The following is a 19,317-nucleotide window of genomic DNA, read 5'->3' as shown; positions in this document are numbered from 1 at the left end:
TAATCAAGAAAGCGTCCGAAAGAAATTGACTATTTAACAAAAAATTGTTAATTAACCAATACCCTTCAAGGATAACTACTCTACCGGACTTAATCTTAAGTATCAGACTCTTCCGTTAAAATTACGTGATATCTACCTTAGAAAACCATAATAAAACCGAATATAGCTTTGCTCATACCTATTAGATACACAGAATTTTTTACCACTTCCAACTTCCCTACTCCCCACTCCCTACTCCCTAATCCCTATTCCCTTAACGCCAGCCAAACCAACGCATTACTGGCACTAGCAGGTAATAACTCACCCCTAGCCAAAATCCTTGTAATATAGCCAAAATAGCAAAAAAAGTCATCGGGTGATAGAAATCCAGTTTACCGGTTCTAGAAAAGGAAAAGATATTAACCACAAATCCTGCTGGCAATAGATCAGATGACACTAGACCCCCAAATACGCCACCAGTTCCTGCTGCCACCACTAAGGCATGAACAAGATTATGACTGGGTAGCCCTAATCCTAGTACCAGGAGCATTACTGTAACCGCAGTAATCCATGGCAGCAACCCCTGGTCAGGTACATAAGACAGCAATAATAGCGTAGGTACCGTTGCCTGCCACATCAACCATCCCAGGCTATAACCAAAAATACCCATTATCCCTGCCACTAAAAAACGCCGCTGCTGACCAAAGCCTCTTGCAGCCGTCAACCCCCAAGCTGTACCTAAGCCAGCCGCCGCAAACAATAGCATTTCTTGCCACATTGTTATTTGTAGCGAAGGCAAGATCATAGACAGTTCCCCAGAGAGCCAATTTGTCACTTTCTCCCCAAGACTTGTCCAATTCAATACCATAAACCCAACCGTTGCACAAAAAACTCCCCCAAAAGCTCCGAGGAACATCTCCCAGGCACTATCGAGACAGGCTAGTGCGATGGTGATCACTACTGCTAAAAAGAAATGTTTTACGGATGTGATCGAGTGAGTCAAGCCTGTCAAAGATTGTGTTAGTTTAGAGCTAGATAACCCCAGAGCAGCTACCTGATTTCCTTGAGACGAAGATACTGGTGCTTGGGTAGGCTGGTAGCTAGTGCTAGGAGTCATACCTAGACGCAGATGAATCTCAATCGTAGTTGTTGGTCTTTGTTGGGGTACTACGCTGAGCATTTCATCCAGCAAGTCCGCCAAGTCATGACTTACCACTGCCTGCTCTCGCCATCGAAATTCACCAGTTACTGGGTCTTGTAAATCCTTCAACTCAATACCCGTCAGTAAATGAATCATGGTTCGGCTGAGGGCATAGAAATCAGCAGGCGGTCCAATTGCTCTACCAGCTATCTGTTCCGGTGGAGAGTAACCTGGAGTAATCAACCGAGTCGAATCGTTCTGAGAAGACTCAGAACCCACACTCAATTGTTTAGCTCCCCCAAAATCAATCGCCACTAGCTCTCCCGTGGTTTCCCGCAGCATTAAGTTTGAGGGTTTGATGTCACGGTGAATCACTCCACAACTGTGCAAGACCTGTAAAATTTCTGCTGCCTGGTAGAGCCAGTCCCGCACTAATATCTCTGGACATCCCTGAGGATGATCTATAAGCATTTGCTCCAAGGTTGAACCGTTGATTTTTTCCATCACCAAACAGTGCAGGTCTGGGTGTGGCTCAAGACCTAGATCAACGACAAAATAGCTATCTTGGTCAACTTTGGGAATGCCTGGATGATCCAGACGTTGCAAAACATCTGCCTCTTGCTGAAATAGCTGCAATACCTTCGGTTTAGTATCTAGCAATACCTTCAGCACCTTTTCTGTATTCGACCGCAAATCCCAAACGGTGTATATGTTGGCAAATCCTCCTGAACCCAAGAGCTGGAGAGGTAAGTAGCGATTCTTGAGCTTTAACTTTGCTCCACAACCATTGCAAAAGTTGTTATCCCTTGGCTGAGGGTAGGGTGCTGGGCAATTGGGATTAATGCAATGAATTGATTCAGCAACAAATAGATGCACAATACAGCTCAAGAGACATTGTGATTTGATTTTATCGAACTGAGGAATTTTCTGATTAGTTATGAGTGGTTTTTGAATTGAAATTTTGATGAAACGACCTTTACGTTTGTCCTAAGCACCACTGGCCGGAAAACTGCCACCGATAAAGTGAATATCACTGAAGGTTTCGATCCACAGACGAGCTCCACAATCAAGAGGGTTATCCGGCTGATACACAATCCTACACGGACCGAGGATTTCTACCTGGTTGCCATAGGTATTGTCGCCACTTCGTTTTACCGAAATCACTGGCAGCCGCTCTTCACGGCTTTTGTGGTTATTGGAGCCAATCCGATTACGATTGACATTAATTTTCGCTAAAGCAGGAGGACGACTTTTACGCCAAGTTCCTTTCGGTCCCCGGTTCTTCTTGGTAATTTGTGGCAGATAGTTGAACAGGGGAATAATCCAGAACTTACCGCTTTTATAAGCACCCCTTACTCTACCGGAGTCAAGCAATTGCCGTAATCGTCGAGGAGAAATACCCAACAGAGATGCTGCTTCAGTAGTACCAACACACTTGTTCATAAGTTAATTTTCCTCTCACTTCCTTTACTCTTCCGATATCAGTATTATAACGAATCATCAAAGAATTGGCAAGGACACAACCCAGATTTAGGTGTTAGGTTTTAGGTATTAGGTTCTGGGTTTTGGGTTTTGGGTTTATTACTTATTCCTAGTATTTAAACCTAGTTAGGACTTAAGCCTAGTACCTAATGTCTAATCTCTAATGCCTAAAGCCTAAAGCCTAAAGAAATAGACCACTAAAGTACTGGACTACTATGGCCACCTATCCCGGAATTTCCAGCGACGCCTTCAAGCACCCCCTTGACCAACAAGCGGAGCAAGCTTTACGCAGTGTCCCTGGTTTTGACTTAGTTTCTCGTAAGTTTGTGGAATTTCTTTACGAGCGTCCCCAGTTTGTCTATCTTATGGGCAACAGTATCCAAGTCGGACCGCGCCAGTATGCCAATATTTATCACTTATTCCGAGAATGTGTTCGGGATTTAGATGTAAATCCCGAACCAGCCCTATTTGTTAGTCAAAACGCTCAGGTTAATAGCTATGCTTTAGGTCAAGATAATCCTTACATCGTTATCAACACTGGCTTATTAGACTTACTGAATGAAGCAGAAATCCGTACTATCCTGGCTCACGAATTAGGACATATCAAGTGCGGTCACACCATCTTAATTCAGATGGCGATGTGGGCAATGAATGCTGCCTCTATGTTAAGTGAAATGACCTTTGGCTTAGGGAATATCGTCAGCACTGGCTTAATTTTCGCCTTTTATGAATGGCGTCGCAAAGCTGAATTATCCGCTGACCGTGCTGCTTTACTAGTGATAGATGACCTGAAGACTGTGATGCAAACGATGATGAAAGTGTCTGGTGGCAGTGCTAAGCATCTACAGGAATGCAGTCTTGATGAATTTATCCGTCAATCAGAAAATTATCAAGAACTAGACCAAGACAGTCTCAATCAAATCTATAAGTTCTTACTCTATAATGGTGGTATTAATCGTCAATTTCTGAGCCATCCCTTTCCAGTTGAACGCATACACTACCTGCGAAAGTGGGCAATTTCAGAGGAATATCGTCAAATTTGTCAGGGTAATTATCAACGTGTTACCAAAAAGGGAGCAGTTGACGTTGACTCGAATCCACCATCGAACAACTCAGTCAATGAAGCGGAACAGTTGCAGCGTCAAATCCAGGAATTGCAACGGGAAATTAATCGCATTAAGAATAAGTAAGAGGGAACAGGGAATAGGGAACAGGGAATAGTGGAAAGAGGTCGTATTCATAAAATTTTGTTAGGTGCGCTCTTACCATTAAGAATTAAATTCGCCACGGGTCGCATCTGTTGAATAGGCTAATTTTCCGGCGTTGCGTCAGTCTTGGAATCAATAGTAGTAGAGTGGGCATCCTGCCCGCCCGAAAATAAGCATGAAACTGGCAAGATGCCAGTTCCACGCCCGAAAATAAGCATGAAACTGGCAAGATGCCAGTTCCACCCAAAGAGTGGGCATCCTGCCCGCCCGAAAATAAGCATGAAACTGGCAAGATGCCAGTTCCACGCCCGAAAATAAGCATGAAACTGGCAAGATGCCAGTTCCACGCAAGATGCCCATTCCACCGATCGCACCGCTCCCGACTCCCGACCCCCGACTCCCTGCTCCCTACTCCCTACTCCCTACTCCCTACTCCCTGCTCCCTTTGCTCCATGTTGAGAATACCAAGTGGAGAGTGCTAGGTGATGTACTTCTAACCAAGAGCAGTTATTGTCCTTGGCTAACTTAGCGCAATCTTGGTATTCTGGGTGGACATTCATAATCGTTTTGTGAGGTGAGCGATCGCTCCAAGCCACTTTCACACTAATTTGGCCATACTTAGTCTGTACCTGCTGGATTTCCCGAGGTAAGATCGCTCGTTGCTGAGTTAGACGTCGCACTCCTAAGGTAGTGGTTTCTCGGAATAATACTGCCTGACAGGCGTCTAGATCTTGAGGATGACAGATGACACTGAGCAGGATACCTGGTCGAGATTTCTTCATGCCAATAGCTTGAGTAAACACATCCACAGCACCAGCGTTAAATAACTCCTGGAATACATAGCCAATGGCTTGAGGATTGAGGTCATCTATTTGAGTCTCTAGCACTGAGATAGTTTCTAGGGAAGAGTTAGCAGAAGAAGAGTTAGCAGAAAGGGATGACTGGTGTAGGCTTTGTGGGGGTAAGTTTGACGGTTTAACCTTGAACTTGCTAAGCTTGACGGCTTCTGAGGACTCACCAATCCACAATCGCAACATATTGGGAATGGGTAATTGTCGAGAACCGCCACCATTACCTATTTTTTGGATAGTCATTGCTGGTGGTGAACCAAAGCTAGTGGCTAAGGTAACGGCAATAGCTGCTCCTGTTGGTGTTACTAATTCCCGTTCAATCCCATTACTGTAAACTGGCACCTGACGGGATTCCCACAATTTCAGTACTGCTGGTACTGGCACCGGTAGGCGACCATGAGCTGCCCATACTGTCCCGCCACCAGTGGGCAGTGGAGAACAATAGATTTGATCAATTCCTAGCCAATCTAAGCCTAAGCAAGTACCAACTATATCGATAATGGCATCGGTAGCGCCTACTTCATGGAAGTGAACCTTGTCTGGGGAAATACCATGAACAGCTCCTTCGGCTTCTGCTAGTTTCCGGAAGATAGCAAGACTCCACTGGCATACTCTTGAGGGTAATTTTGCTGCTGTAATTAATTTCTCTATGTCTGGTAAGTGTCGTGTGGGATGATGATGATGATTAAGCTCAGGTGTACTGATATCTCTTATCCCTGACCTGTGTTCATGGTGGTGTTCATGGCCGCGTTCATGGTGGTGTTCATGGCCGTGTTCCTGTTGATGGTGATCATGCTGATGGTCTTGATCTGGTAAATCTACATGAACTTTGGTTGCCAACTGACCATTGTGGTGTACTTGGCTAAGTCTTAAGTGATACTCTTGCTCAATTCCGAGTCTTGCTAGCTTTTCCACTAAATATTCCCACGGTACACCCGCAGAAACTAGTGCTCCTAGGCACATATCACCAGCAATTCCAGTGGGACAATCTAAGTAAGCTAGCTTTGTCATTCTAGATCCTATTGATTAAGACAAATTAATTAAAACAAATTAATTAAGACAAAAGGATTTGGAGCAATTCATCCTCCACAAACCCTACAGGTCTAGATCAGGGAATTATGGCCAGATCTTGCTAACTATACTGACCTCTGAGTCAGAAAAAGCCAAACTGGCAACACACTTAGGTGGCAGTAGTTTTTAATCCTTTAGCAGAACCGTGTCTATGTCTGGCCTTGGTGAATTTTCCCAAGGTTAGGCTTTAGCAATTCAATATTGAGGAATTCAACAATATTTATGGCTACTATTTATACTATCCATCCGGAAACACCTCAAATACGTCGAATAGAGAAAATAAGAGAGTATCTCGAAGATGGTGCAGTGATGCTCTATCCCACTGACACTGTCTATGCAATTGGTTGTGATTTACATGTGAAGTCCGCAGTGCAACGAGTTAGGCGTTTGAAGCAACTATCCAATGATAAACCCCTGACGTTTTTGTGTTCGTCTCTGTCCAATATTGCTAAATATGCTCGGGTAAGTGATCCAGCTTACCGAATTATGAAGCATTTGATTCCCGGACCGTATACGTTCTTGTTACCAGCAACCAAGTTAGTACCTAAGCTGGTGATGAGTCCCAATCGTAAAACTACTGGTATCCGAGTCCCAGATCATAACGTTTGTCAGGCGTTGCTTTCAGCTCTAGGTCATCCAATTATTTCTACCTCGGCTCATCTACCCAATCAGGATGGTGACACTCCGACGGTGGGATTGGAACCGGCTAAACTATTTGATGCTCTCGATGGTCTCGTAGACATCATTGTGGACAATGACTTAGAACCGGGATTTAAAGTCTCAACTATCCTCGACCTGACTGGTTCAGAACCGATGATGGTGCGGCAGGGTTTGGGATGGGATAAAGCGATCGCTTGGATTTAGCTAGTGCTTTAGCTAGTTATTTAGCTAGTGATTAACTAGTCAGCTCAGGTTGGGTAATGAGAGTATTAAGCACCACTTGACTACAAGAAAACGTTAGTCGTTTACGGAAAAGTCATCACTAGTTCAGTCAGTTTCTGGATTGACCACTGCTCAGGTTTTGGTCATCCTAAATCAGCTTGATGATCGAAAGTCTTGAACGCTATATATAGTAATGATTTCAGCCTTAGGTAATCCGACGGAAACTACAGCAGTGCTAGGGGTTAAAACTAGTCAGCTGAGAGAGTCACACACTCACCCGACCAGGGCTAGACTCACGAGTCTACATTTAGGGTGGACAAGGACAAAGGACAGCGAACCACTCCAAGGTTTGTAGATCACATTCACACACATTTCCTCTGTTGCTTGTTTCATGGCAATTCTGTGAATCTATTTTTGGGGGCAATACCATGCAAGTCAAAACTGTTACTAATAATCAAAATTCCGCCACTAACAATCAGGCTCCGGAAATTACTCTAGATCATCAAACCCAAAACTTGACCCAGGTCTTAGTGGAGGAACTCCAGTCGGAAATTGGAACTAAATCCAGAAGTATTCAAGCGGTTGCCCACCGGATCACCTTGGAGGTAGAACGGATTTGTACTAAGAGCGATCGCATCCAGAATTCCGGTGAAATTGATACTTGGAAGTTAAATCTAGCACGTCACCGACTGCACAAATGTCTGTCATACTACAAACTAGGTTCTCGGCAGGGTCGTGTGGAACTCCATAGTAACCTGAGTACCATGGTTTATCGCCATGTGGCACCGTCCCAATCTCAGTTAAACTTTTCTGCTCGATACAATTTGATTGAGGACTTTTTACAGGACTTTTACGCTGAGTGCCTCAAAGCCTTCCGCCGGGAAAATCCTGTCGATTGTGACTACACTCCCCGTACCCAGCTAGAACTAGCAGAGTACATGGGCTTTAGTGAGCAATATGCTAAGCGACGCATTACCCTACGAGGTCGCGGTAGCCAGCAGTTGATTGTACTCAGAGCACAAAGCTTTTCCCGACGTCAGCCTAATGAAACCCCTGTGGATATTGAACAGGCTGTGGAGTATGGTAGGGATGAAGAAGCCCAAGAGCACAACCGTTCAGCTACTGTACAACAGGTACGCTCAAACCTGATTGAGAAAACCATTGACCCCAGCGATGCTGTTTTACGCGATCGCATTATCTCTGAGTTGATCAAATACCTAGAGTCTAACGGTCATAATGACTGTGCTAATTATCTAGTGTTAAAGCTGCAAGACCTGGCTGCACCAGAGATTGACGAAATCATGGGTCTAACACCCCGTCAGCGGGATTATCTACAACAGCGCTTTAAGTACCATGTAGAAAAGTTCTCTCGTTCAGCTCAGTGGAAATTGGTACACCAATGGCTAGGAGCAGACCTGGATCAAAAACTAGGGATGTCATCCAAGCAGTGGGATATCTTTGTGGCTCAACTCGATAGCCAACAGCAAGCCTTACTGCCCCTGAAACAGGCGCAAAAGAGTGATCAAGAAATTGCCAAAGCCCTCAAATGTACTCAAAAACAAGTGCAAAAGCGTTGGACTAAGGTGTTGGAACTAGCTTGGAAGACTCGTAACTCAGAAATTGGCCATGGCAATTAGACTTACATCTCCTTGGAGCAACTAAGTAAGGAGGAGAGTTAGGTAAAGGTTAAGTAGTTATCCCAACACCGACAAAGTATTAAGTTTGCTAAGGTTATGTTAACAACTGAAAACTCGTACCGCGTATTTATATTTATTTTTATTCTAGGTTTTAGGCTAATGGAATTCGGGATTAGGTACACCAGGGGCAGTTGACAGCCTCCGTGCTCAAGTCGGGGCGCTTCATAGGCTTGTCAGAAGCATAGAGCGATTAAACCTAGAGCGATTAAACCTAGAGCGATTAAACCTAGAGCGATTAAACCATTGGCCTAGACCCTTAAAAGTATTTCGCGGCTGCAGATCCAATCTGGTCAATCAACCAATAGTCATTACAGTAAGTATCTATGGTAGTCAATATTGCTCAAGGGTCTGCTTCACCTAAGATAGCAGCAAAAAATCAACAAGCTCTCCGGCAAGTGTGGGAAACGATTGAGCCTGATAGCTGTCCCTATCGCTACAATTTCCATATGCACACGATTTACTCTGATGGTAAGCTCAAACCGGAAGAGTTGATCAAACAGGCAATTACCATTGGTCTTAAGGGACTTGCCATCACCGATCACCACTCCGTTAGTGGTTATCAAGTTGCTCAAGCTTGTATAGAAAAATGGCAGCAGGAGTCATCTTTCTGTGATTCATTACCCCAGTTCTGGACTGGTGTCGAAATTACCGCCAACCTCCTGAATGATGACGTTCATATCCTCGGTTATGCCTTTGATCCAGAACATCCTAGTTTAAAGCGCTATTTCACTGGCATCGCACCGACCGGTAATGATGCTGAGGCTGGTGCAGTGATTGATGCTATCCATCAGGCTGGTGGTTTAGCAGTGTTGGCTCATCCAGCCCGTTACCGTAAGTCAGCAGATGAGTTAATTGCTGCTATAGCCAACTTAGGCATTGATGGTGTTGAAACTTACTATGCCTACACTAATCCTGAACCCTGGCAACCTAGTCCAAAACAAACTAAGCTTGTGTTGCAGTTGAGTGCTACCTACAATCTATTTAATACCTGTGGCACTGATACTCATGGGTTAAGCTTGCTCAAGCGTATTTGAAACGGAAATCTATTTTGACTTCTGTGGTTGTGGTCAATATCAGTAAACGACTTCAGCCGTAAACTGGTATACATCTAGCGATACATTCACAACTGTCATCTGTGATCTAATTCTCATGTCAGAGGTGGACTAGTTACGGCTGGGTTGTTTTCAAGGCTGGGCTATCTTAGGCCGTGGGGGAAATGGGATGCTCCAAAAGAGCCGCTGCGCGAACGGTCAATCGCGCCGTGTCGGGCTTTGCCCGAAAGGTCACGCTACGGGAACACAAAAGCGGCAGCAATCTTGCATAAAAACTTTCCCCGCATCTGTTCGATACATACAATATTTAATTTGTCAACCTCTATTAATCGACTGATAGTCCAGATTGATGGGACTTTTGCTATCAATACTGTGACTAGCTTTATATTTCTGGGAATTATATAAGTAAGCTCTCCTGAGATAGCTCAGGTAGCTAGAGCTTGAGACTATAGCTTCAGCCACGACTATTGAAGCCATTACATGGTGATTGGCAGTCGGAAAATCAGCTGGATAAGTTTCAGCTCAGACTCTGGATTGAGAAAGTGGTGCGATAAGGGGCGATGTTCTGTCGCCAAGGGAAGGCGCACCCAGAGATAGGAACAAAAAAACGATTTTTGGAGAAGACTATGATTAAGCCAGAAAAAGATTTTTGCTTCTGTACCTTAGCTCTCCGTAGTAAGTATCGCTCTCTTGCCAAAAAACTAGCAGGAGATTTAGAAAAGTATGCTCCAGGAAAATTATTAATAGTTGCCACAGATGATGTCAACGATTTTAATAACTGTAAGAACGTTTCAGCGTTTAAACACCAGCAAACAGGAATTCTTCATTGTTATCATGACAAACGTTTTGAGGTTGAGAAGGCTTTGTCAAGTTTTCGTGTCGCCATACAAATTGATGCTGACACCAGGATTATAGGTAGCTTACCTGAAATCATTGAAGTATTGCCCGGAATTACAGCAGGACATCAAGCAAATCTTGTCAAGCATGTAGAAAAGTATAATCCGGAAAGATTAAAGCCCCTTAAACAGATAGCCTCTAAGTTAGATATCCCATTAGACAAGGCAATTTATATAGGAGAATCTTTAGTTTTTGTTTCTAGAGATGGTGGCAAAGAAAAAGAATTTATTAAACAATGGGGTATAATCGGGCGCTATTTTGAGTTAAAAGGTATTCATGGTGGCGAAGGTATTATCTTAGGACTGGCGGCTGCTAAGGCTGGATTGACGATTAGCAGAAGTTCTAGCTGGGACAGGATTAATGAAGTCAAGAAACATCTGGATGCTTCTCATGAGAAAACACAGAAAACGTTTTGGGATTCCTTGAAACGCAAACTGGGCTATCACTATAATTTTAATCGAGCCAGGGTAGCAGCATTAAAAGATTTTGAATTTTACTACCGATAATATAGCATTTGGTGAGGTACTTTCGTCCTAGGTTTTAGGGAGTAGGGAGTCGGGAGTCGGGAGTCGGGAGTCGGGAGTCGGGAATAGGGAACTTCGGATCAGGGAAGAGCGATGCAGTGAGGTTTTGGGGGTAACCCCCAAGAGCTCACTGGCGTGGTTTTCACGGGGCTGCCTGCCCAACTTGCTTCCCCACACAGCCTCAAAACCATGAGGGACGGCATCAAGAAGCCATTTGGTCATCGAACAATATATGTTTTTTTAGTCTAATGAGGTACAAACAATTGTTACCATCTTACCTCTTACCTCTTCTGACTTCACTGCTCCCTGCTCCCTGCTCCCTGCTCCCTGCTCCCTGCTCCCTGCTCCCTGCTCCCTACTCCCTAAAAACATGTACCTCACCTAATTAAAAACCACTAGAATGCAATTAGTGGCTATATTAGGAATCCTAAATCAGTTGTCAAATGATTTAGGGTTCCTATATATTTTTTATGGGGATAGCTTTTCCATTGTATAGTAGTACCAATGAAAAGGCTAACTGCAGTTATGGATACGGTCGTTATTCTAGCTTATTTTAATTTTTCAAAAAATAAATCCAGGTATATGGCTCTTGTCAAAGCACTAGCTTACTTAAGGGAAGACGTTGATATAATCCTGGTTTGTTATGGCTTAGATACTGACAGTATTTTTTCCTCGCAGAATCTTAAAATAATCAAGATTACCTCTGCTTCTGTACTTTGGCAAAAAGAAAGATTCTATAACGTAGCGTTATCCCATTTGAATGAAAAGCATCAATATGTTGTTTGGGCTGATGCAGATCTTCTTTTTACTAACAAGGGTTGGCAAGAGCAATTAAAAGAAAAACTGGAAAGCTACCGACTGGTTCAGATCTTCAATCGAGTCGAAGATGTAAAGCTTGAGAATGGCCATTTTTCCCTAACTGGACTTAGCCGCAAATCCGTGGTCACCAGTTTCAATCGCGATATTACAGTTAAGGATTATTTCAGTAAAAGTGGCATCAGCTTAAGTCTTGGATGTAATCCGGGCTTTGGATGGGCGGCAAAGGCGACCACGATTAGAGAAATAGGCTTCCCCGACTTTATGATTTTGGGAGGTGGCGACAAGGTTTTATTGGCCTCTGCTATGGGATATCATTCGATTTTTGTTAAAGCGCTTTTTTTAAATCATACGTTTTCTAATCTATATCATTCTTGGGGAGACAAAGTTTTTCATACCATTAAAGGACGAGTGTCTTACCTAGAAAATACGATTTATCATATTGTTCAGGGAGATTATAAAAATCGTCGCTATTCTGATCGCCACAAATTAATTCAGGACAATAGTTTTGCGATCGCTGATTATCTAAAAATTAATCAATGGGGAGCATGGCAATGGTACGATGAAAACAACGAATATGCTGTAAAAATAAGGAGATACTTTGATGAAAGAGGAGACTAAAGCATTTGAAATCGTATTTTATGGAACTTCCGGTTGGTTTGACAGCACATCAGGTGCTACTAATTGTGTAGGGGTATTCGTAAATGATAGAGATATTGTTTTGTTCGACTTAGGCACTGGGGTTAGAAAAATAGACAGAGAAAGCATTCGTGATAAAAATGTTACTGTTATGCTTTCACACCTACATTTAGACCACTGTTATGGGCTACATATTTTACCGATGTTCCAGCCCGCTTCTTTGACGATTGTTATCCATGAAAGTCTAAAGAGTTACTTGGAGACTTTGTTTTCTTTTCCGTTTGTGAAGCCGAGAGAGCAACTAAAATTTCCTGTTGATATTCGAGTGGCTAAAGATACAAGCTTGAATTTCGATAATTTTACCATAAAGACTCAAGCCTTAAAACATAATACTCCAGTGATAGGCGCTCAATTGCAATTAGAGAACAAATCTATTTGTTATTGTGTTGATACCATTTTATGTGATTCTCTCTTGAGTATAACTAAGGATTGTGATATTCTCATTCTTGAATCTTGCCCGGTTGGAGGAAAGAAAACAAATGGATTTCATCTTGACATAGAACAACTTAAGGCAGTGCTAACTGCTACTCATGCTGAGAAGGTGATCATAACTCATTTTGGCGCTCGACAGTATCCAGATCCTAAAACCAAAGAGTTGCTGTTTGCATCGATAAAAGATTTTCATCACAATATCGTTATGGCTTACGATGGTCTTGTTATCCGGAGTTGACATAACTTATGTTTTCAAATGTTTTTGTTTTATGTACCGGAAGATGTGGCTCTACAACATTTGCTCAAGCGTGTCAGCATATTCAAAACTATACAGTATCTCACGAATCTAGAATATCTTTGATAGGAGATAAGCGCCTTCAATATTCTCAAAATCATATTGAAGTAGATAATAGGTTGTCGTGGTTTCTCGGCTCCTTAGATAAAAACTATGGAGATTGTGCTTTTTATGTACATTTAAAGCGGGATATAATGTCAACTGCTAAAAGTTATGCAAAACGCCTAGATAGTCCTATAATCAAAGGTTACTCAGAATCAATCATCCTTCCTAAACAGTTTAATTACGAACGACTTGATGTTTGTATTGATTACTGTAACACAGTCAATGCTAATATTGAATTATTTATCAAAAAAAAAAGTCATAAAATGGAATTTAACTTAGAAAATGCTCAGGAAGATTTTGGTAAATTTTGGAGCATAATTAGTGCTACAGGAAATTATGCTATGGCCGTAAAAGAGTGGAAAAAAAAATATAATGCTTAGGCGTTCCTGAAAATTGAATGGTTATCACAGCACTTTTAATGCTGGTACTGATGATGACTTTCTAATCTGAATTTGATATATGAAAAGGGATATAAGCAAACACTATATTATTATTGGTGGGATGAAATGCGGGACAACTTCGCTGTTTCATTCCTTGTCTAAAAACTTCCCATCAATCAACCCATCGAGAGTGAAGGATACTAAATTTTTTGTGGATCGAGATAGAGGAGGCAACTGGGAAAGAGGTATCGACTGGTATTTAGCAATGTTTCCTCCCTTAAATGGAATAAAGCTGGAAGCTTCTACCCACTATACAAAGTATCCAGACTATCCAGGGGTACCGGCGCGAATCAAGCAAGTCTTGAAAAACGTTAAATTGATTTATCTAGTTCGAGATCCATTACAGCGATCGATTTCCCATTTTTTTCATAACTTGTTAGTCGATAGAGAAAAATTGGATATCAATCAAGCCCTTTCAACTATTCGTAATAAATATATTAATTATAGCGATTATGCCCTACAGTTATCTCAGTATTATGATTATTTCGCTCCCGAAGATATTGTGATCATTAATATAGTCGAAGAAGAGTACCGAAAAAAGTCATTAGAAGCATTAAAGCATTTTTTAGGAATAGAAACAAGTAATCCCTTCGTGCTAGAGCGTATCAACACTGTCAAAGACAACTTTGTGAAAGCTGAGAATAATCTAAACATCGCTCCAGACATCATTAATTCCTCAGAGAATAACATTGAGCTAGCTTTAAAATTTGGCTTGAGCTATGATAATCTGATAAAAATGATTCAGCTTTGTAGGGAAAATGCCGTAAAGTTTCAAAACTATTATCCATTTACCATAAACCATTGGCTAGACAAGTATAAAAATTATTTACTGTATTAACTTTGATAATATTACAAATTTTAATCTTAAGATATACCAATGGTGATTGCCCCAAAAATAGTCTATTATCCTGATGTTACCCTTGACGATCTAGATGCGGGAGTTATTGTCGCTTATCCATTGCCCGATGAAACCCATGCTTATTATGCAGTCCCAAATTTTCTGATTATTGGCGCGCAGAAATGCGGCACTCGCGAACTGCATACCTGGCTCGATCAGCATCCCAATCTTAAAGGTGCGCCTGAAGAGTGCCATTTTTTTGATGAAGTAATAGATATTGAAACTGAATGGATACGCTATCTACTCAATCCTGCTTATTTACTGTCAAGAGACAAGGAGCAGTTGTTGTCTCGTTGTATTTATACATTTGAAAAAACACCAGCTTACTTAGACAAATGGAATCGAAGTGTGCCTATTCCCGAACTGGTTCGTGGAATGATGCCCTCTGGAAAATTCATTGTTTTATTGAGGAATCCAACGGCACGGGCTTACTCAGCTTATCAAATGGGAAGGGCAGAACAAGACGTTATAGGAGCCATTCCTGAATATGTCGATACTGATTTTGTCTCTTTGATTAAAAGACGATTGTCAGCAAGCCAACCCGATCTTTACGATCGCCTGTTAAACGTAGGGCACTATGCCTTGCATTTGGAAACGTGGTTGAACTATTTTTCGCGAGAACAGCTATGGGTTGTGCTATTAGAAGATTTTCAGCGATCGCCCTTTGAAGTGATGGATAAAATCCTGATATTTCTAAAATTGCCTCCCTTTGATTACCGATCCTTGGCTGAACAAAATTCCCGTGGCTTGTGGGTGCTTCGAGGGCAAGCCTCAAAAGGAAATGCTCAGCCCTACGAACCAATTCCACAGGAAGCAAAAGCATTATTAGATGAGTATTATGCTCCTTGGAATAAAAAACTGAGGCAATTAATGCCAGAACTTGATATTAAATGGTGACAAATCGATATGCTTAATAAAAAAGAACGCTCTCAGAATCAAAAACTTTTGATTGCGTCGAATATTGCAATTATCCCTCTTATGACCAGTTTTGGTGCTATTGATGCCAGCTTACTTCAGTTATACGCAACCAGTATCCTCGGTTTGCAAGAAAGTCAAATCGGTTTTGCCATTGGTTTACCTTCCTTACTTATCCCGCTACAGATTTCAGGTATTTATTTTGTAAAACGTTGGGGTAGTCAAACTACTCTGATGATTGGTTTTGCTTTACTATTTTTACTACTACCATTAATGCTGATTGTGCCTATAGTGTATGGAAAAAATCAACTCTTTGGTTTTGGTTTTTTTTGTATTATTATTTTGTTTATGAATCTCGTTCATAATACTACAAAAGGAGTAGCTTTTCAACCCATAATTCGGGAATCTACGCTTCCAGAAGAGCGTGGATGGTTTTTTGGGAAAATGCGACTGACTGTGCATGGGTTTAATTTACTTTTTTTTGCTATTCTTTCTGTGACGCTAGGAGAAAAATTAGCACTTCATGATTACGCATATATAGTTGTTTTGCTGATGATGTACTGTTTAGTTGCAGGACTCATAACTTATAAAATCAAAATTTATGAAAATAGTCAATCTCCCTATAAAATCAACCAGAATTTTTTAGATGATATCCGCGAAATATTTTCCAATAAAAAATACCGTTTATTAATAACTATTTTGACTTTATGTTTTCTTTCTTCTTTGCCCCTGTTTGTCACCTATTTAGCAATTGGGTTACAGCTTAATGCCAATTATATTTCCCAGTTAATTACATTAAATATAGTAGGAACTCTGACTGGGATAGCAATTTGGGGGCGACTCATAGATCGCATTGGCTTTATGCGTACGATATATATTATCGTCTTAATGCTGGCAACTGTCGGAGTGCTATGGTTATTTGTGCAACCTATTGAATTGTCCTATGGTTGGTGGCAGTTTTCATCTCTCAGCCTGGTCTTAATTGCTATTATTACTGGTTTTTTACAATCGGGATTGAAAATGGCATTGCTCGTTGGGGTACACAATACTGCCACGGAGCGATCGGCAGTTACAGCATTGGCTTTCTTCAATAGTACCGGAATGATTCTGGGCAATCTAGTACCCTTTTTTGTTGGATTTTATTTAAATTTTACATTAGGAGTATGGAGATTTTCTCTGGGTGCTATTAATATTGACAGTTATCAAATGATTGGTTTATTGAGCGCTTTATTGTGTTTGCTGAGTGCTGTGATGTGTTACCGCAACCGTCAGCTGATGATATAAGTCGATAGAGATGCTTCCTGTTCTGGGCGATCGCCATTGGATCTAATATAGCACTACGCATTAAGCTTAGGACATTCCTAAACTCAGCAAACCTAGTCTTAGCTTACTTTTGACTTCTGACTTCTAACTTCTGACTTCTGACTTCTGCTATACCTCCAAATCCCAGAAGTCAGGAAGGAGGGTTAGTGGGGGCGATCGCCTCTACAGAAATGGCGGATTTAGTGCCAACGGTATTCGAGGAGAATTATAGCGTTTATAGGACTCATGAGGTACAAATGGATCCCCCTAAATCCCCCTTAAAAAGGGGGACTTTGAGGTTAATTATTGTACCTCATACATGCAATTAACGCTATATATCAGCTACCAATCATTTGGCGTTGCTGATTCTGAGTATGGTTTCGCCCCCCTAGCCCCCCAATTCTGGGGGGAACAAAACTCTCAAGCGATGCAGCAAGGGAACAGGGGGTTTCCCCCATGAGCGACTGCATCAAGACAAGTCCCCCAAAATTGGGGGATTTAGGGGGCTTTAAGAAAACCAGATGATCGTCCATTCATTCCTTAATTCAGCAACGCCAATCATTTAGCAGCTTTGCCATCAAAAGAAGAACAATTTCCGCCCAACCCATCCACAATGGCACAGGTATTGCTAGTAATCATGCCAATATAAGTTCCAGTATCACTCCCTTTTTCTCCTAGACCATCAACCAATAACTTTTGCTCTGAGAGTTTAACCTTTGCTTCTCTGGCGACAGTGCCAATAACCTTATCATTTGTTGTTACTTCGGCGAAAATTGTTGGTACCTTACTTTTCTTAATCTTCTGTACCAGTTCTTTCACCCGTGCTGCTGTCGGTGCTTCTTCTGCGCTAAGCCCTTGCAACGCATCAGAATCAGAAAAACCGTAAGCGTTAATGTAGTACCCTAGGGCATCATGGGTAGTGATTAGTTGGCGTTGCCCCTTGGGTATGGTAGCAACTTGTGCTTTTACCCAAGCATCCAACTGTTCCAGTTCAGTGGTTAGCTGTTTGGCATTCTTAGCATACAATTCCTGATCATCTGGGTTAACTGCTGCCAGTTGGCTACGAATTACTTCTGCCATCTTGATACCATTTTGGACATCATGCCAAATATGGGGGTCGGGCTCTAGTTCCTCATCACTGTGAGCAGATCCTGTCTTCTCTTCCTCATGGTCATGGTCATGGTGATCATCATGGTCATCCTTATGGTCATCCTTATGGTCATCCTTTTCTTGCTCGTGATCATGGTGGTGATGTGCTTCCGCCATAATTGGACTAGGCACAGCTTGATCATGCACCGCTATTTTAGGAGCTGGTGTATTAGTGGCTTGAACTAATTTAATAACTTCTGGTTCAAAGTCGTAGCCACCGTATAGAACTAGTTGGGCTTGCTCTAGGGATTGGCGAGCTAAGCTGGTAGCTTTGTAGGTATGAGGGTCTTGACCTGGTTCAATCAGACAGGTCATATCAATGGTATCTTGAGCAATTTCTGTTGTTAAGTCACAAAGCACACTGTAGGATGCTACCACTAGTGGCTTCTCCCTTGATGAGGTTTCACTGGTTTGACTACAACCACCTAGTGCTACCCCAAAGGCGAGAGCACCACTAGCTAAGAGCGTCCGAAGTTTAACTGGTAAGGGTTTCAGCATAGATCAACCCGCTTAAATTTGTAGCTATCAAGAACAAGAATCATTTTACAAGGCTTAGGCTGAGAACGACAATCAGTTGCAGCCACGCTACACTATGATAGTGGTAGTCATTTTCACAAAACCTAATGTTAGAAGTCCATAACCTAGGAGTCTGTTACCGAGACACTTGGGCGATTTGTGATATATCCTTCTCCCTCCAGCCAGGACAATTAACTGGCTTACTGGGACCCAATGGTGCTGGTAAAAGTACTATGGTGAAGGCGATGCTGGGACTGATTCCAGCAGTGAAGGGGGTAGTGAAATTGGCAGCCCGTCCCCTCCGGAGTCAATTAAAACGAGTCGCTTATGTTCCTCAGCGATCGCAAATTGATTGGGATTATCCGATTACGGTATGGAATGTAGTCATGATGGGTCGTACAGTCCACACCGGTTGGTTTAGGTCTCCTAGTCGCCAATCTAAGGAAATTGTTAAGAATGCGTTAGAACGGGTGGGTATGTTCGAGTATCGCCACCGTCAAATTGGCGAACTCTCTGGTGGACAGCAGCAGCGGGTATTTTTAGCGCGGGCCCTAGCTCAACAAGCCGAGTTATTATTTTTTGATGAGCCATTTGTGGGCATCGACAAAAAGACCGAAGATATTATTTTTGAGGTTTTTACTGAACTTAAATCCCAAGACAAAACGTTACTAGTGATCAGCCATGACTTAGGAGAAACCTTAGCTCATTATGATCAACTCCTCTTATTGAATAAGCAACTGATTGCTGTGGGTTCAAGGGCCCAAGTGCTGACACCAGAAAACCTGAGCAAGGCTTATGGTAAGGTGATGAGTTTGGCCGCAGCTTGAGGGGTGAGTTTTGAGTGCTTAGGTCTGAGTGCGGAGTGCGCTAACTCGGTCAGTCCCAAAGTCAGAGAGTAATACCTGTTAGGGTTCACTGTTCAGCAATGAACCCAACCTAATATATACTGATTCTTGCTGGGCTGGA

20 protein-coding genes are annotated in these 19,317 nt (G+C 42.2%); 14 read left to right on the top strand and 6 right to left on the bottom strand.

Annotation, left to right across the window (positions count from 1 at the left end; genetic code table 11):
* Positions 1–253 precede the first annotated feature (253 nt).
* On the bottom strand, positions 254–1,996 hold the full coding sequence (locus F6K46_RS06730; protein ID WP_293062229.1) for a serine/threonine-protein kinase: 1,743 nt from the start codon (positions 1,994–1,996) through the stop codon (positions 254–256).
* Positions 1,997–2,107: 111 nt separating this feature from the next.
* Positions 2,108–2,563: a helix-turn-helix domain-containing protein gene (locus F6K46_RS06725; protein WP_293018617.1), complete on the bottom strand. Its 456-nt coding sequence runs from the start codon at positions 2,561–2,563 to the stop codon at positions 2,108–2,110.
* Positions 2,564–2,817: 254 nt separating this feature from the next.
* On the opposite strand from F6K46_RS06725, the gene F6K46_RS06720 reads away from it, so the two are divergent.
* Both F6K46_RS06720 and F6K46_RS06715 read left to right on the top strand, forming a co-directional pair.
* Entirely contained in the window at positions 2,818–3,792 is a 975-nt protein-coding gene (locus F6K46_RS06720; protein WP_075904318.1) for a M48 family metallopeptidase, read from the top strand.
* A 248-nt stretch (positions 3,793–4,040) separates the two neighbouring features.
* Positions 4,041–4,292, top strand: a complete 252-nt coding sequence (locus F6K46_RS06715; protein WP_293062231.1) for a hypothetical protein — start codon at positions 4,041–4,043, stop codon at positions 4,290–4,292.
* On the opposite strand, the gene larC is transcribed toward F6K46_RS06715, so the two are convergent.
* Entirely contained in the window at positions 4,233–5,672 is a 1,440-nt protein-coding gene (gene larC / locus F6K46_RS06710) for a nickel pincer cofactor biosynthesis protein LarC (RefSeq protein ID WP_293062233.1), read from the bottom strand. The two genes, F6K46_RS06715 and larC, sit on opposite strands and share 60 nt — an antisense overlap.
* A gap of 282 nt (positions 5,673–5,954) precedes the next feature.
* Here larC and F6K46_RS06705 point away from each other — a divergent pair, with 282 nt between their 5' ends.
* The 4 genes from F6K46_RS06705 (at position 5,955) to F6K46_RS06690 (ending at position 10,766) form a co-directional block, all read left to right on the top strand.
* Positions 5,955–6,596, top strand: a complete 642-nt coding sequence (locus F6K46_RS06705) for an L-threonylcarbamoyladenylate synthase (protein WP_293018607.1) — start codon at positions 5,955–5,957, stop codon at positions 6,594–6,596.
* Between the two features lie 446 nt (positions 6,597–7,042).
* Entirely contained in the window at positions 7,043–8,251 is a 1,209-nt protein-coding gene (locus tag F6K46_RS06700) for a HetZ-related protein (protein WP_293062235.1), read from the top strand.
* A 383-nt stretch (positions 8,252–8,634) separates the two neighbouring features.
* Positions 8,635–9,345 (top strand): PHP domain-containing protein, encoded by a 711-nt coding sequence (locus F6K46_RS06695; RefSeq protein WP_293062237.1) that lies wholly within the window; start codon positions 8,635–8,637, stop codon positions 9,343–9,345.
* A gap of 644 nt (positions 9,346–9,989) precedes the next feature.
* On the top strand, positions 9,990–10,766 hold the full coding sequence (locus F6K46_RS06690; RefSeq protein ID WP_293062239.1) for a hypothetical protein: 777 nt from the start codon (positions 9,990–9,992) through the stop codon (positions 10,764–10,766).
* A gap of 27 nt (positions 10,767–10,793) precedes the next feature.
* On the opposite strand, the gene F6K46_RS06685 is transcribed toward F6K46_RS06690, so the two are convergent.
* Entirely contained in the window at positions 10,794–11,006 is a 213-nt protein-coding gene (locus tag F6K46_RS06685; RefSeq protein WP_293062241.1) for a hypothetical protein, read from the bottom strand.
* Positions 11,007–11,032: 26 nt separating this feature from the next.
* Here F6K46_RS06685 and F6K46_RS06680 point away from each other — a divergent pair, with 26 nt between their 5' ends.
* From F6K46_RS06680 to F6K46_RS06650, 7 genes are all read left to right on the top strand, one after another.
* On the top strand, positions 11,033–11,173 hold the full coding sequence (locus F6K46_RS06680) for a hypothetical protein (protein ID WP_293062243.1): 141 nt from the start codon (positions 11,033–11,035) through the stop codon (positions 11,171–11,173).
* 115 nt (positions 11,174–11,288) lie between these two features.
* Positions 11,289–12,221 carry a hypothetical protein gene (locus tag F6K46_RS06675; RefSeq protein ID WP_293062245.1) on the top strand — a complete coding sequence of 311 codons (933 nt, stop codon included), beginning with the start codon at positions 11,289–11,291 and terminating at the stop codon, positions 12,219–12,221.
* Entirely contained in the window at positions 12,205–12,969 is a 765-nt protein-coding gene (locus F6K46_RS06670) for an MBL fold metallo-hydrolase (RefSeq protein ID WP_293062247.1), read from the top strand. Before F6K46_RS06675 ends, F6K46_RS06670 begins: the two co-directional genes overlap by 17 nt.
* Positions 12,970–12,977: 8 nt before the next feature.
* Entirely contained in the window at positions 12,978–13,511 is a 534-nt protein-coding gene (locus F6K46_RS06665; RefSeq protein WP_293062249.1) for a hypothetical protein, read from the top strand.
* 79 nt (positions 13,512–13,590) lie between these two features.
* Positions 13,591–14,409 carry a sulfotransferase domain-containing protein gene (locus tag F6K46_RS06660; RefSeq protein ID WP_293062251.1) on the top strand — a complete coding sequence of 273 codons (819 nt, stop codon included), beginning with the start codon at positions 13,591–13,593 and terminating at the stop codon, positions 14,407–14,409.
* 39 nt (positions 14,410–14,448) lie between these two features.
* The gene (locus tag F6K46_RS06655) at positions 14,449–15,366 is read left to right on the top strand and encodes a sulfotransferase domain-containing protein (protein WP_293062253.1); all 918 of its coding nucleotides are present in this window, start codon (positions 14,449–14,451) and stop codon (positions 15,364–15,366) included.
* 9 nt (positions 15,367–15,375) lie between these two features.
* Positions 15,376–16,668 carry an MFS transporter gene (locus F6K46_RS06650; RefSeq protein WP_293062255.1) on the top strand — a complete coding sequence of 431 codons (1,293 nt, stop codon included), beginning with the start codon at positions 15,376–15,378 and terminating at the stop codon, positions 16,666–16,668.
* 356 nt (positions 16,669–17,024) lie between these two features.
* Here the strand turns inward: F6K46_RS06650 and F6K46_RS06645 are convergent, their stop codons facing one another.
* Together F6K46_RS06645 and F6K46_RS06640 are read right to left on the bottom strand one after the other, a co-directional pair.
* Positions 17,025–17,156, bottom strand: a complete 132-nt coding sequence (locus F6K46_RS06645; protein ID WP_269087090.1) for a hypothetical protein — start codon at positions 17,154–17,156, stop codon at positions 17,025–17,027.
* Positions 17,157–17,244: 88 nt separating this feature from the next.
* On the bottom strand, positions 17,245–18,333 hold the full coding sequence (locus tag F6K46_RS06640; protein WP_293062258.1) for a zinc ABC transporter substrate-binding protein: 1,089 nt from the start codon (positions 18,331–18,333) through the stop codon (positions 17,245–17,247).
* 125 nt (positions 18,334–18,458) lie between these two features.
* Here F6K46_RS06640 and F6K46_RS06635 point away from each other — a divergent pair, with 125 nt between their 5' ends.
* Complete coding sequence (locus tag F6K46_RS06635) at positions 18,459–19,178, top strand: metal ABC transporter ATP-binding protein (RefSeq protein ID WP_293062260.1); 720 nt, start codon at positions 18,459–18,461, stop codon at positions 19,176–19,178.
* Positions 19,179–19,317 lie beyond the last annotated feature (139 nt).

This window comes from Moorena sp. SIO3E8 (genome assembly GCF_010692445.1).
GTDB classification, from domain to species: Bacteria; Cyanobacteriota; Cyanobacteriia; order Cyanobacteriales; family Coleofasciculaceae; genus Moorena; species Moorena bouillonii.
The sequence above is the reverse complement of the archived record's forward strand: the minus strand, read 5'-3'. Positions and strand labels throughout refer to the sequence as shown.